Origin of the sequence: Faecalibacterium sp. i21-0019-B1 (assembly GCF_042852915.1) — a bacterium.
Classification (GTDB): Bacteria; Bacillota; Clostridia; order Oscillospirales; family Ruminococcaceae; genus Faecalibacterium; species Faecalibacterium taiwanense.
Genome location: NZ_AP031425.1, coordinates 139059 through 151493, shown reverse-complemented (window position 1 = coordinate 151493; position 12435 = coordinate 139059). Strand labels below are relative to the sequence as shown.

The window sequence follows — 12435 nt, the reverse complement described above, 5'->3', positions numbered from 1 at the left end:
GGAACTTTACCGTACTGCCAAAGCCTCCCTCATTGAGAAAGACTTCCCCCGGCCGGGGGAAGATGTCGTGTAAGCGACAAAAAGGGGAACGGTGGCATCGCGCAGCGATGACGGAAGGAGTTTTACCCCTTCTTTGCCTCCGCCTTGGCGGCGAACTTTGCGTCGTTCACCACAAAGCGCTCGTGGGTGCCGCCGCCTACAGGGCCTTTTTCGTCGTGCAGGGCCACCTTGAAGGTGAGCTTGCGGCCTTCCACCGCCACCAGCTCGCTCTCGCAGGTCACGGTCATGCCCACGGGGGTGGGGGCGGTGTGCTCCAGCTCGAGCTTGGTGCCCACCGAGCCATTGCCTTCGCCCAGCGCGTCGGCCACGCTCATCCAGCAGGTCTTTTCAGCCAGCGCCACCAGTGCCGGGGTGGCAAACACTTCCAGCGTGCCGCTGCCCATGGTCTTTGCGGTATTGGCTGCGGTGACGAGCACGCTCTGTTCCCCGCGGATACCGGTTTCCAATGTCATATACTTTCCTCTCCTTTTGCGCGCCGTATGGCGCATTTTATTTTTGAACACCTTTATAAGATACCACATTTTGCACCAGAACGCACCCTGTTTTACACTTTTTTGTAAATTTCTCTTTTTCTTTTTGCGCAAACGGGCTGCCAAGTCCTCTCTCTTTGGGAGAGGTGGCACCGAAGGTGACGGAGAGGGCGAGGACACTGACCATGCGGCGACCTCTTTTTTGTTTTCGCCTTCCCTCCAATCCGCATCCTTATTGCGATTCAAAAACGCAAATTTTCTGCGTTTTAAGGCAAATTTCATCAATTTAGAGCAGACGCCGAAAATCTTTAAAAAAGCCTTGACAAGGAGCATTCCGCGTGATACTATGAACACATGAACAAGCGTTCATGTGAATCCACAACGAAGGGAGACGTCAACATGGCGGAAATAAAGGAAGCAATGCCCGCGCCGCAGCCGGAAGCCTTGGATATGCCGGACGACGAGGTGCTGTACGAGTTGGCCGACCTGTTCCGGGTGTTCGGCGACTCCACCCGCATCAAGATCCTGTATGCACTGCACGACAACGAGCTGTGCGTGCAGGACATTGCAAACGCCGTGCAGCTGAGCCAGTCGGCGGTGAGCCATCAGCTGCGGGTGCTCAAGGATTCCAAGCTCGTGCGGTTCCGGCGCGAGGGCAAAACCGTTTACTACGCACTGGACGATGACCATGTGCGCAGCATCCTCTCCATGGGGATGGATCATATCGAAGAATAACGAAAGGCTGGTATTACTTATGAAGAAGAGCTACAAGATCGAAGTGGACTGCGCAAACTGCGCTCAGAAGATGGAAGACGCTGCCAACACCGTTGCAGGCGTGGCAAGTGCTACCGTCAGCTTTATGACCCAGAAGATGAAGGTGGAGTTCTCTGAAGGTGCAGACCCCCACGACACCATGGTGAATGTTCTGGCCGCCTGCAAGAAGGTGGAGGACGACTGCGAGATCTTTGACATCTGATGCGCGGCAGGTTGCTGCACACGATCAACAGCCTCGCCCTCTCCGTCACCTGCGGTGACACACTCCCCCTTTTGTCGCTACGCGACATCTTCCCCCGGCCGGGGGAAGTCTTTCCTCAAAGGGAGAGGCCTTGGCAAAGAGATGAAGTTTGCGTGGACTGCCAAGGGCTCTCCCTTTGGGAGAGCTGGCAAATCCAAAGGATTTGACTGAGAGGGCGAGCCCGCTAAAGAAAAAAGCATCTGCAGCAAGAATTCGTAGATTTTCTGAGAGCTCAAACGAATGTGCAGATGCTTTTTACTTTGTGTGCGATTGTGTTGTGCAATAACTTTTTCTGTTGAAAAATCAGACAGTTTTCAACAGTTTCCACTCAGTTTTCAACACCGTTTGCGGAAAAAACGTAAAATAAACGTGGAAAAGCGCTTTTACGCCTGAAAAACTGTGTGGAAAACACGGGTAAAACCGTGGAATATCCATTTTTATGGGGAAAAGTTGTTGAAATCCCCGCCCGCCGCAGCGTGATGCGGCCCATGGATCCCGCAAAAAGGAGAGTTTTGTATGAACAAAAAGCAGAAAAAGAACCTGCAGCGCATCATCATTGCGCTGATTTTGGTGCTCATCCTCAAGCTTTTGCCCCAGTTCCCCACGCCGGTGGAGCTGGTACTGTACTGCGTCCCGTATCTGGTGGTCGGCTGGGACGTGCTGCGCAAGGCACTGCTTGGCATCAAGAACCGTCAGCCCTTTGACGAGTGCTTCCTGATGGCCGTTGCCACTGTGGGTGCATTTGCACTGGGCGACTACGTGGAGGGCTGTGCCGTTATCATCTTCTACCAGATCGGCGAGCTGTTCCAGAGCGTGGCCGTGGGCAAGAGCCGGCAGAGCATTTCCAGCCTGATGGACATCCGCCCGGACTACGCCAACATTGAGGGCGAGGACGGCAGGCTGGAGCAGGTGGACCCGGACGACGTGGAGATCGGCACCGTGATCGTGGTCCAGCCCGGTGAGCGCGTGCCCATCGACGGCGTGATCATGGAGGGCGCTTCTGCCCTGAACACCGCCGCCCTGACCGGCGAGAGCCTGCCCCGCGATGTGCAGACCGGCGATGAGGTCATCAGCGGCTGCGTGAACATGACCGGCCTGCTGAAGGTAAAGACCACCAAGGAATTCGGCGAATCCACCGTTTCCAAAATTCTCGATCTGGTGGAAAATTCCAGCATGAAGAAGGCCCGCGCCGAGAACTTCATCACCCGTTTTGCCCGCGTGTACACCCCCGCCGTGTGCTATGGCGCATTGGCTCTGGCCTTTATCCCGCCCATCGCGCTGCTGCTCATGGGCCAGCCCACCCGCTTTGGTGACTGGGTCTACCGTGCCCTGACCTTCCTTGTTATCAGCTGCCCCTGCGCACTGGTCATCAGCATTCCCCTGAGCTTCTTCGGCGGCATCGGCGGTGCATCTGCCTGCGGCATTCTGGTCAAGGGTTCCACCTATCTGGAAGAGCTGGCCCGCACCGGCATCGTTGTGTTCGACAAGACCGGCACCCTGACCCAGGGCACCTTTAAAGTGACCGGCATCCACCCCGCAGAGGGCACCAGCGGGGAGCAGCTGGTGGAAGCTGCCGCGCTGGCCGAGAGCTGGTCCAAGCACCCCATCTCCCTCAGCATCAAGGCCGCTTACGGCAGGGAGATCGATCCGAACCGTGTCACCGATGTGCAGGAGCTGGGCGGCCACGGCGTGACCGCCAAGGTGGACGGCAGGACCGTTGCTGCCGGCAACGCCCGCCTGATGGAAAAGCTGGGCCTGAAGGCTCCCGCCGTCAGCGAGACCGGCACCATCGTGCATGTGGCCATCGAGGGCATGTACGCCGGTTATCTGCTGATCGCCGATGTGGTGAAGCCCCACAGCGCACAGGCCATCCGGGGCCTGAAGGATGCCGGTGTGCGCAAGACCGTGATGCTGACCGGCGATGCCGAGCCGGTTGCAAAGGCCGTTTCCGCAGAGCTTGGGCTGGATGAATACCATGCGGGCCTGCTGCCGGGCGACAAGGTAGACCAGATCGAAACGCTGCTCGCCGCAAAGCGGCCCAAAGAGAACCTTGCCTTTGTGGGCGACGGCATCAACGATGCCCCGGTGCTGTCCCGTGCCGATGTGGGCATTGCAATGGGCGCTCTTGGCTCTGACGCTGCCATTGAGGCCGCTGACGTGGTGCTGATGGACGACGACCCCGCCAAGATCGCACTGGCCATGCGCATTGCCCGCCGCACATTACGCATCGTGTACCAGAACATCGTGTTTGCACTGGCCATCAAGTTTGCCTGCCTTGTGCTGGGCGCGATCGGCATGGCCAGCATGTGGACCGCCATCTTTGCCGATGTGGGCGTGATGGTGCTGGCTGTGCTCAACGCCACCCGTGCCCTGTACACCAAGGATCTGGCGAAAAAGAATGAACAGTAAAAAACAGTGCCGGACAGCCTGAAAACTGTCCGGCACTGTTTTTATATATGAGGTGCATACAGGCGTTCTATTTCATGCACAAGCTCCGGTTCTTTTTCGATATCAAATTTTCTGGCAAACATGCAGGGCGATGCTTTCAGCTGTTCCAGATCAGCGTATTTCCAGACCCACGGATTGCCTCTGTCCCAATCGATGGCACGGGCACTGGTATCACCCGGCCCCTGATAGATCTTATCCTGATACGGCGACTGCGCGATCAGTGTCTGCACAAAGAACTCGTCCGAGCAAAAGGTCTTGTCCAGCACCTGCAGGACCCACTCTTCTTTTGTCAGCAGATACCGTGCAAAGCCATCCGTGCAGCTGAACCATTGACTGCCCTTTGTGAAGTGAACGTCCTGATTGCGCTTTATTCTCAGCAGCTTCTGGCCCGACAGCAGGATTCCATTGATCACGCCGAGCACTGGATGGCGGCGCAGATCGATATTCTGGAAAAAGTGCCGGTAATAAACGCGCTCATCGTTGAATGGGCTGAACGGGTGCGGGTCGAAATGAACAAATTCCTTGTCCGGGTTTGCCTCAAAGAATGCGCGGATATCTTCCGGTGGCTGAATCGGCAGATCCGCACCGGAGATCAGGTGGTAATGTTGGTATGGGCCGTGATCTACCGCTGCCTTGAGCAATACAAACTCTGCCTTTACTAAAGTAATACCACCCCAAACAGCGCTCGTTCTCTGTGCGTGAAAAACCTTGGCATATTTTACATATCGTTCAACGGTTTCTGGCTGGTAGTTTTCATTCTTGCTGTCCATATGGATGAAAATATCATTCCACGGTGCATCCAGCATCCGAAGCAAAGTCCAAAACATCTCATTGCACTGATGTGCCATAAGCATGTACGCCTGTTTTTCTCTTGTTTCCATCGCTTTTTCCTCTTACTTCTGCACCGCGTTTTCATTTTATTATAACAGAATCCTCTTTAAAAACAATCCCACCACCCCTTTTTTACAGCACAAAGCCGCTGCTTTCCCTTGCAGAGGGAGAGCGGCGGCTTTGTTTGGGTATGGAGAAAATGGAGGAGGTCTCAAAGTTTATCCGCGGAAAGCAGCGGTATATACCGCCACCACCTCGTCGCGGGTGGGGGTGATCTGGTTGGTGGACATGCAGGTGTCGTGCAGGGCAAGCTCTGCCAGCTCGGCAAAATCTGCAGGGTCCACCTTGTTCAGCTGCGCAAGGTTTGCGGGGATGCCCACCCCTGCACTGAGCTGACGGACAAACTGGATCACTGCCGGTGCGGCAGTGTCCGGGGTAAAAGCGCCCTGCAGGCCCATGGCAGCGGCAATGGTCATGAACCGCTCCCGACACACCGGGCTGCGGCTGTTGAAGGCCAGCACGTAGGGCAGCAGCACCGCATTGCACACACCGTGGGGCAGGTTGTAGTGTCCGCCCAGCGCGTGTGCCATCGCATGCACCATGCCAAGGCCCGCGTTGGAGAAAGCCATGCCTGCCACATTTTCGGCGTAGGCCATCATGGTGCGGGCGGCTTCATCCTGACCGTTGGCAACGGCCCGGGGCAGGTTCTGCACGATCGCATGCATGGCCCAGTAGGCATCCTTGTCCGTGAGCGGGTTGGCGTTTCTGGAAAGCGCCGCCTCGATGGCGTGGGTCAGCGCGTCCATGCCGGTGGCTGCGGTGAGCTTGGGCGGCATGGAGGACATGAAGTCGGTGTCGTTCACCGCAATGCTGACCATGCAGTTGGGGTCCACCATGGCCATTTTGCTGTGGCGGACAGGATCGGTGACGATGTAGAAGGAGGTGCACTCGCTGCCGGTGCCGGCGGTGGTGTTCACCGCCACGATGGGCAGGCCGGGCTTGGAGGACTTGTTCTCGCCCTCGTACTGCTCCACGGTACCGCCGCAGGCCACCACGATGCTGGTTGCCTTAGCGGTATCGATGGCGCTGCCGCCGCCCAGGGCCACCAGCAGCTGCACCTGCAGGGTGCGGGCTGCGGCAATGCAGTCGTTCACCACCTGTACGGTGGGGTTGGGCTGCACATTGTAGTACACGGCGTACTCCACACCGGCATCGGACAGTACCTGACCGACCCGGGCAGCGGCACCGGAATCATAGAGAAAGCGGTCCGTCACCAGCAAAGCACGGCGGATGCCCATCTTCTGAAGCTCCGGTCCCAGAAGACGGATGGCACCCTTGCCAAAAAAGCTGGTCTTGACGGCGTTGATGCGTTCTGCCATGTGTTCACCCTCCGCTTACTGTGCCTGACCGCAGACGATCTGCACCGGGTCCCAAATGGAACAGGACGAGGAGGAATAGACGAAATCCACCTGACCCAGTGCTTCCACGGTCATGCCAGCGCGAATGGCAACGGCAATGGCGTTGATGCGGGCCGAAACATTCTTTTCTCCCCATGCCTGCGCACCCAGCACCTGACGGGTATTGGCCTCATACACCAGCTTGATGGTGATGCGGTGGGGGTTCGGGCAGATGCCCGGACGGTCGGTGCCGGTGGCCATTGCACTCTTGACCCGCAGACCGGCCTTGCGGGCCTCGGTCTCGGTCAGGCCGGTGCGGGCGATCTCCAGATCCGCCACCTTCAGGCTGCTGGTGCGCAGAGATCCGTCGCGGCAGGCCGCGCAGTCGCCCACGGCATAGATATTGGGCACACTGGTGGCAAGGTCGGCACCAATGAGCACAGCGCCATTGGGTGCCAGCTGCGCCCCGGTACCGGCCAGCAGGCCGGTGTTGGGGGTAACGCCGATGGCTACCACGCAAAGGTCACAGGGGTAGGTGCCGCGGTTGGTCTGCACCTGCTCCACGAAGGTACGGCCCGGGAAGGAGCGCACCTGCTCGCCCAGATTGAACTGCACGCCCTGCGCTTCCAGCTCCTTCTGGATCAGCTTGCTCACCTCAGGGTCAAACTGGGGCAAAAGCTGCTGCTCTTTTTCAATGATACGCACATTGCGGCCCAGCTTGAGGAAGGACTTTGCGATTTCCAAACCGGCCCAGCTGCCGCCCAGGATCACGATGTCCCGCACATAGGGGGTGCGGACGAACTCCTTGAGGAAGATCAGATCTTCCACGGTTTTGAGGGTCTGCACGCCCACGCGGTCACTGCCGGGCACCTGCGGCACACGGTTGGAAGAACCGGTGGCCAGCACCAGCTTGTCGTAGTGGTCTTCAAACACGCGTCCGGTGGCAAGATCACATACCGTCACCTTGCGGGCGGCTGCGTCGATGCCGCGCACCTCATGGCGCAGATGTGCGGTGATGCCCTGCGCGTTCAGCTCAGTCTCCTTGGCCTGAATGGCCTTGTTCAGGCTGTCCAGATCCTCGCACAGGTAATGGGGCAGGCCGCCGGTGCCGCAGGAGTAGAAGCCGCCTTTTTCGTAGACGGTGATCTGCGCTCCGCGCTGGGCGGCGGCAAGTCTGGCGGCGGCCGAAACCCCGGCGGCAATGCTGCCGATGATAATAATTTTCATTGTTTAAGCCTCACGATCCCGCCGGGAGGAAGCCCCTCTCTGCGGCAAAACTTGCAGGGTGTTACTTACTCAGGGTGGGAGGATTGTCCACGATGCCCACGATGAAAGCATCAATGGGCGACGGATGGTCCAGACCATGCTGGGTGGTCTCGTCGGTGGTGACCAGAACCATCTCGCCTACACCCGCGCCGATGTTGTCGCCCGCCACGATGGTATCCTTTTTGGAGCCGAACACCGGCTCCACCAGCAGGAACTTATAGCCTACAAGCTCCGGCATTTTGCGGGTGGCGACAACGGTCCCCTTGACGATCCCTAAAATCATAGCTTACTCCTCTTTGCCCAGCACGGTGACCAGCTGCCCCTGCTTGAGCAGGAAGGCATTGCCATCGTCCGTGTCGATGTGAAAATCTAGTGCACATTTGTCGTTTGCGCGGATCAGCACCCCGCCCATCACGCCCGGCTTGGGGCCGTCGATCTTTACCTGCACGCGGTCGCCGTCGGCAAGGCCGAAGGCCGCTGCCTGTGCGGGAGTCATGTGGATGTGGCGGTCGGCGATCATCACGCCCTCCGGCACGGTCAGGGTGCCATTGGGGCCGCGCAGGGTCACGCCCGGCGTGCCCTTTGTATCCCCGCTGGAACGCACCGGCGCTTTGATGCCGATGTTGCGGCAGTCGGTCTGCGCCAGCTCGATCTGAGTGGCACTGCGCTCCGGGCCAAGGATGCGGACATGCTTCAGTTCGCCCTTGGGGCCGATGATGTCCAGACATTCCTCGCAGGCAAACTGGCCGGGCTGGCTCAGCGCCTTTTTGGGGGTGAGCTGGTAACCATAGCCGAACAGCTTGTCCACATCATCGCGGGTAAGGTGGATGTGCCGCACCGAGATGCCTACCGGCACCTGACGGCTGCGCTTTTGCAGCTCTGCCTGCACGGCCTGCGTGATCAGGAGCAGCAGCTGTTCCTGACTGATGTCATGGTAAACCAAGGCACAGCGCTCCTTTCTTATGCAGCGTCAGCGCAGGGCTCAACGCAGCTCAGGCATGCACTCGGACACGCTTGCGTGCGGGCGGGGAATGACCAGTGCGCTGACCACTTCGCCAATGCGGGAAGCAGCGGTCTGGCCTGCCTCAACAGCAGCCTTCACAGCGCCAACGTCGCCCTGCACGAACACGGTAACAAGGCCTGCGCCGATCTTCTCCTGACCCACCAGAGAGACATCTGCGCTCTTCAGCATGGCATCGGCTGCCTCGATGGAAGCGGTCAGGCCGTTGGTCTCGATCATGCCCAGAGCGGCATCCAGCGGCACCTGCTCGCCTGCGGGCAGGCCGGACTTGCCGGTCGCGGGGCCCTTGGCAGGCATGATGCGGGCCAGATCTGCGTGGGGACGTGCAATGACGTTGACGCAGAACAGCTCACCCACGCGGGAAGCAGCCTCTTCGCCAGCCTCGGTAGCAGCCTTGACAGCGCCCACCTCGCCGGTAACGATCACGGTGGTCAGACCGGCACCGATGGTGTCGGAACCAATGAACTCAACGTCAGCAGCCTTCAGCATTGCATCGGTAGCGTCGATGTTGCCAACCAGACCCTTCGTCTCGATAAAACCCAGAGCTTTCATAAGTTGTTCCTCCTGTCAGAACACTGAAAAAAATTGTATGTGATGGTTTCGTCCTTCAAAAACTCAGATGATGCGCAGCCCGCCCTCGGCCAGCATGCAGCGGCGGCGGCGGCAGAAGCTCTTTGCGCAGGTGATGCCCTCGCCGGTGGGGCCGGCAATGGTCATGGTGCAGTGGCCCTCGCCGCCAATGCCAACACCGGCCTTGGTGGCGCTGTTCTTTACGTAGATAGTGGTCTCAATGACCCGGGCAAAGCGGGTCATGTGGTCCACATCCTTGGAGAAGATGGAAGCGGTGTGGCGGTTGCCGTGCTCAGCGACCACGGCATCTTCCACCGCCTGTTCAAAGCTCTGGCAGCGCACGATGGGCAGCACCGGCATCATCTGCTCCACCAGAACGAACGGATGGTCGGCAGGCACCTCGCAGATGGCAAGGCGGCAAGTATCCGGCACATGCACGCCGATGGTCTCCAGAATGCGGGCGGCATCCTTGCCCACCCACTTTTTGTTCACCTCGTGGCCGCCGCCCTTCTTGGGCTGCAGCACGATGTTCACCAGCTGTTCGGTCTGGGCCTTGTTCAGCAGGTAGGCACCCTGCTTCTGCAGCTCGTGCAGCAGGCCGTCGTAGGCGGTGTTCACGGCGAACACTTCCTTCTCTGCAAAGCAGAGGATGTTGTTATCGAACGAAGCGCCTTCGTAGATCTTGCGGCCTGCCAGCTCGATGTCTGCGGTCTCGTCCACGATGACGGGCGGGTTGCCTGCACCGGCACCGATGCACTTTTTGCCGCTGCGCAGCAGGGCGTTCACCATGCCCATGCCACCGGTGCCTGCCATCAGGCGGATCTTGGGGTTTGCGGCCATCTTGTCCACATTCTCCATGGTCGGCTCACGGGTCATGGTAATGAGGTTTGCAGGGCCGCCCGCCTCGATGATGGCGGTATTCAGTGCCTGCAGGCAGTCGGCAGACACCCGCTTTGCGCGGGGGTGCACGTTGAACACCACGGTGTTGCCGCCTGCGATCATGCTGATGGTGTTGTTGATGATGGTCTCGGTAGGGTTGGTGGTGGGGGTGATGGAGCAGATCACACCAAAGGGTGCGTACTCTTCCAGCATCAGGCCCGCGTCACCGCTCTTGGCTTCGGTGGTCAGGCATTCGGGGCCGGGGGTCTTGTTGATGACGGCCAGATGTTTTTCCACCTTGTCCTCATAGCGGCCCATGCCGGTCTCTTCCACGATCTTGTGGCACCACTCCTCCACATGTGCGCGGGCACAGCGGCGGATGGCTTCAATGATGCGCTGGCGATCCTCGATCTTGTAGTTGGCCACCCAGTCGCGCTGGGCTTTCCATGCAGCCTCCACTGCGTCGTCTACGTTCTCGAACACGCCGCGGTCGCCTGCTGCACCGCCGGGTGCAGCGGTATAGGCTGCAGGGGCGGCGCTTGTCTGTGCACCGCCCATACCGGCAAGCACCTGCTTGACGATCGCTTCAATTTCCTGCGAACTGATATCCATGGTTTTCGTTCCTTTCCGTAAAGGTCATATCCGTTGGATCAAACGAAACTTTTTGTTATTGAAAGCTCTTCAGCGTCCGGCGGATGACCTCGGCCATTGCGGCATCGCGGGCATTTGCGGACTTCGGTGCGGCCGGGGCCGCTTCCATTGCAGGGACTGCCACAGGCTGTGCGGCGGGCACCGGGGCAGGGGCAGGAGCCGCCTGCTGTTTGGGCAGGGTGGGCAGCGCCATGCCCGGCTGGATCAGCCCGGTAACGCCCGGCAGGCTCACCGGCTGGGCAGGCTGTGCGGCGGGTACTGCCATTGCCACAGGCTGTGCAGCGGGCTGAGCCATGGGCTGCACGGCAGGTGCGCCGCACTTGCTGCAGCCGGTGCAGTGACCGCCGCAGCTGCCGCATTTGGAGCAGCCTGCGCAGCCCAGCTTTGCGGTGACGGCTGCGTAGTAATCCAGTGCTTCCACCAGATGGGCCGCATCTGCCGGGGTCTTGCCCCAGGTCAGGCAGCCGTCATTTTCCAGCAGGACAGCCTTATCGGTGCGGCACAACAGGCTGACAGCCTGTGCCTGTGCGTCCACGTTCTGGGCGGGCAGCAGCTGCACCCGTCCCAGCGCCCGCACTGCGGGGCTGAATGCTGCAGGCTGCACGGTCTGGCCCTGCATCCCCATCACAGCCGCGCAGGCCGGATAGGTGTGCATCACGCACTGGGCGTTCTCGTTTTCCTGATAGATTTTCAGATGGATGGGCAGGTCTTCGGGCAGGGGCTTGGGCTTTGCGCTGAGCATCGCCTTGCCATTCATATCCACGCGCACCAGCATATCCTGCGTGAGCGCGGCCTTGTCGGCACCGGCAACGGTCACCCACACGGCCTGCGGGCCGACGCGGACGCTCATGCTTCCGTCACCGGCCACCAGCCAGCCCTTGGCTTCCAGCCGACGGGCCATTTCCATGATGGCTTTTTTTGCCTCAAAGTCTGAGAGGTAAGTAACGCCTTGAATCACCATACGTTTCTTTCCTCCTTTTTAACGGCGCAGCGGCGGGATCTTGAGCATGGCGCGCACCTCGTCGGGAGTCATGGGCATCATGCCCTTGGACTTTACGATGTCCGACACCTTTGCGATCAGCGCTGCGTTGTTGTCCACATGGACACCCGGCGCGATCATGTCCGAATCCTCAAAGCCGATGCGCACGGTGGAAGCGCCCATATCCAGCGCAGTCTTGACCATTTCCCAGTCCTCGCGGTGGGCCTGCGTGTAGCCCCACAGGTAGTCGCCGTTGGGAAAGTTTTCTTCCAGCGCCTGGATCATGTGGCGCAGGGCCGGCACCGTGGCAGGCATCTCGCCGCCATGGCCGAACACCAGTGCAAACAGGATGGGTTTTACAAAGTGGAACTTGTCGTTCAGTTCCCGCACGGTGTTGATCATGCCCAGCTCAAAGACCTCGGTCTCCGGGATCTTCTTGTTGTCCATGATGGTCTTGACGCAGTACTCCACATCCTTGATGGGGTTCTGGTACACCGAGGTACCCAGATTCACCGAGCCGACATTCAGGCTGTTGGCTTCCACCCAGGAGGGGTAGCAGGGCTGCACACGTTCCTCAATGGTCAGGTTGGACACGCCGCCGGTGGAGATCTCCACCACGATGTCGCACATCTCGCGGATGTAGGCCACCGTTTCTTCCAGCAGGCTCAGATCCGGGGTGAGGTTGCCGTTCAGGTCGCGGCAGTGCAGGTGCACCATGGACGCGCCGTTTTTGTAGCACTCATACACATCCCGGGCAATGGCCCGCGGATTGATGAGAATGTCTGTGGCCGCAACGGGGGCCACGGAGATCATGATTTTTTTCATTGGATGAACACTCCTTGCATGTC

14 protein-coding genes are annotated in these 12435 nt (G+C 59.4%); 3 read left to right on the top strand and 11 right to left on the bottom strand.

The genetic code is table 11. From position 1 onward, the window contains the following. Positions 1 to 122 precede the first annotated feature (122 nt). Both ACGHP1_RS00720 and ACGHP1_RS00715 read right to left on the bottom strand, forming a co-directional pair. Positions 123 to 512 (bottom strand): thioesterase family protein, encoded by a 390-nt coding sequence (locus ACGHP1_RS00720; RefSeq protein WP_044953511.1) that lies wholly within the window; start codon positions 510 to 512, stop codon positions 123 to 125. 37 nt (positions 513 to 549) lie between these two features. Beyond that, complete coding sequence (locus ACGHP1_RS00715; RefSeq protein ID WP_179860446.1) at positions 550 to 717, bottom strand: hypothetical protein; 168 nt, start codon at positions 715 to 717, stop codon at positions 550 to 552. A 212-nt stretch (positions 718 to 929) separates the two neighbouring features. On the opposite strand from ACGHP1_RS00715, the gene ACGHP1_RS00710 reads away from it, so the two are divergent. From ACGHP1_RS00710 to ACGHP1_RS00700, 3 genes are all read left to right on the top strand, one after another. After that, complete coding sequence (locus tag ACGHP1_RS00710; RefSeq protein ID WP_044953513.1) at positions 930 to 1265, top strand: metalloregulator ArsR/SmtB family transcription factor; 336 nt, start codon at positions 930 to 932, stop codon at positions 1263 to 1265. Between the two features lie 19 nt (positions 1266 to 1284). Further along, positions 1285 to 1506 carry a cation transporter gene (locus tag ACGHP1_RS00705; RefSeq protein ID WP_097774536.1) on the top strand — a complete coding sequence of 74 codons (222 nt, stop codon included), beginning with the start codon at positions 1285 to 1287 and terminating at the stop codon, positions 1504 to 1506. A 555-nt stretch (positions 1507 to 2061) separates the two neighbouring features. Beyond that, complete coding sequence (locus ACGHP1_RS00700) at positions 2062 to 3954, top strand: heavy metal translocating P-type ATPase (RefSeq protein WP_390507213.1); 1893 nt, start codon at positions 2062 to 2064, stop codon at positions 3952 to 3954. Positions 3955 to 3995: 41 nt separating this feature from the next. On the opposite strand, the gene ACGHP1_RS00695 is transcribed toward ACGHP1_RS00700, so the two are convergent. The 9 genes from ACGHP1_RS00695 to ACGHP1_RS00655 form a co-directional block, all read right to left on the bottom strand. Continuing rightward, on the bottom strand, positions 3996 to 4874 hold the full coding sequence (locus ACGHP1_RS00695) for a beta-1,6-N-acetylglucosaminyltransferase (RefSeq protein ID WP_097781119.1): 879 nt from the start codon (positions 4872 to 4874) through the stop codon (positions 3996 to 3998). 168 nt (positions 4875 to 5042) lie between these two features. Next, on the bottom strand, positions 5043 to 6203 hold the full coding sequence (locus ACGHP1_RS00690) for an iron-containing alcohol dehydrogenase (RefSeq protein WP_390507210.1): 1161 nt from the start codon (positions 6201 to 6203) through the stop codon (positions 5043 to 5045). A 15-nt stretch (positions 6204 to 6218) separates the two neighbouring features. Further along, on the bottom strand, positions 6219 to 7448 hold the full coding sequence (locus ACGHP1_RS00685) for an FAD-dependent oxidoreductase (protein ID WP_005939599.1): 1230 nt from the start codon (positions 7446 to 7448) through the stop codon (positions 6219 to 6221). A gap of 61 nt (positions 7449 to 7509) precedes the next feature. Beyond that, a complete protein-coding gene (locus tag ACGHP1_RS00680; protein WP_005939597.1) occupies positions 7510 to 7770 on the bottom strand; it encodes a EutN/CcmL family microcompartment protein in 261 nt (86 codons plus the stop codon). A gap of 3 nt (positions 7771 to 7773) precedes the next feature. Next, positions 7774 to 8430 carry a phosphate propanoyltransferase gene (locus tag ACGHP1_RS00675; RefSeq protein ID WP_005939594.1) on the bottom strand — a complete coding sequence of 219 codons (657 nt, stop codon included), beginning with the start codon at positions 8428 to 8430 and terminating at the stop codon, positions 7774 to 7776. Positions 8431 to 8469: 39 nt separating this feature from the next. After that, complete coding sequence (locus ACGHP1_RS00670; RefSeq protein WP_005939592.1) at positions 8470 to 9060, bottom strand: BMC domain-containing protein; 591 nt, start codon at positions 9058 to 9060, stop codon at positions 8470 to 8472. 63 nt (positions 9061 to 9123) lie between these two features. After that, entirely contained in the window at positions 9124 to 10569 is a 1446-nt protein-coding gene (locus ACGHP1_RS00665; protein WP_120080460.1) for an aldehyde dehydrogenase family protein, read from the bottom strand. A gap of 55 nt (positions 10570 to 10624) precedes the next feature. Then, positions 10625 to 11569 (bottom strand): class II aldolase/adducin family protein, encoded by a 945-nt coding sequence (locus tag ACGHP1_RS00660; RefSeq protein ID WP_097774530.1) that lies wholly within the window; start codon positions 11567 to 11569, stop codon positions 10625 to 10627. A gap of 18 nt (positions 11570 to 11587) precedes the next feature. Next, a complete protein-coding gene (locus tag ACGHP1_RS00655) occupies positions 11588 to 12412 on the bottom strand; it encodes a 3-keto-5-aminohexanoate cleavage protein (protein ID WP_097774529.1) in 825 nt (274 codons plus the stop codon). Between the last annotated feature and the right edge of the window lie 23 nt (positions 12413 to 12435).

Bases quoted from the DNA above. Each gene is read 5' to 3' on its own strand.
- ACGHP1_RS00720 (WP_044953511.1), bottom strand. From the start codon at position 512: ATGACATTGGAAACCGGTATCCGCGGGGAACAGAGCGTGCTCGTCACC.
- ACGHP1_RS00715 (WP_179860446.1), bottom strand. From the start codon at position 717: ATGGTCAGTGTCCTCGCCCTCTCCGTCACCTTCGGTGCCACCTCTCCC.
- ACGHP1_RS00710 (WP_044953513.1), top strand. From the start codon at position 930: ATGGCGGAAATAAAGGAAGCAATGCCCGCGCCGCAGCCGGAAGCCTTG.
- ACGHP1_RS00705 (WP_097774536.1), top strand. From the start codon at position 1,285: ATGAAGAAGAGCTACAAGATCGAAGTGGACTGCGCAAACTGCGCTCAG.
- ACGHP1_RS00700 (WP_390507213.1), top strand. From the start codon at position 2,062: ATGAACAAAAAGCAGAAAAAGAACCTGCAGCGCATCATCATTGCGCTG.
- ACGHP1_RS00695 (WP_097781119.1), bottom strand. From the start codon at position 4,874: ATGGAAACAAGAGAAAAACAGGCGTACATGCTTATGGCACATCAGTGC.
- ACGHP1_RS00690 (WP_390507210.1), bottom strand. From the start codon at position 6,203: ATGGCAGAACGCATCAACGCCGTCAAGACCAGCTTTTTTGGCAAGGGT.
- ACGHP1_RS00685 (WP_005939599.1), bottom strand. From the start codon at position 7,448: ATGAAAATTATTATCATCGGCAGCATTGCCGCCGGGGTTTCGGCCGCC.
- ACGHP1_RS00680 (WP_005939597.1), bottom strand. From the start codon at position 7,770: ATGATTTTAGGGATCGTCAAGGGGACCGTTGTCGCCACCCGCAAAATG.
- ACGHP1_RS00670 (WP_005939592.1), bottom strand. From the start codon at position 9,060: ATGAAAGCTCTGGGTTTTATCGAGACGAAGGGTCTGGTTGGCAACATC.
- ACGHP1_RS00665 (WP_120080460.1), bottom strand. From the start codon at position 10,569: ATGGATATCAGTTCGCAGGAAATTGAAGCGATCGTCAAGCAGGTGCTT.
- ACGHP1_RS00660 (WP_097774530.1), bottom strand. From the start codon at position 11,569: ATGGTGATTCAAGGCGTTACTTACCTCTCAGACTTTGAGGCAAAAAAA.
- ACGHP1_RS00655 (WP_097774529.1), bottom strand. From the start codon at position 12,412: ATGAAAAAAATCATGATCTCCGTGGCCCCCGTTGCGGCCACAGACATT.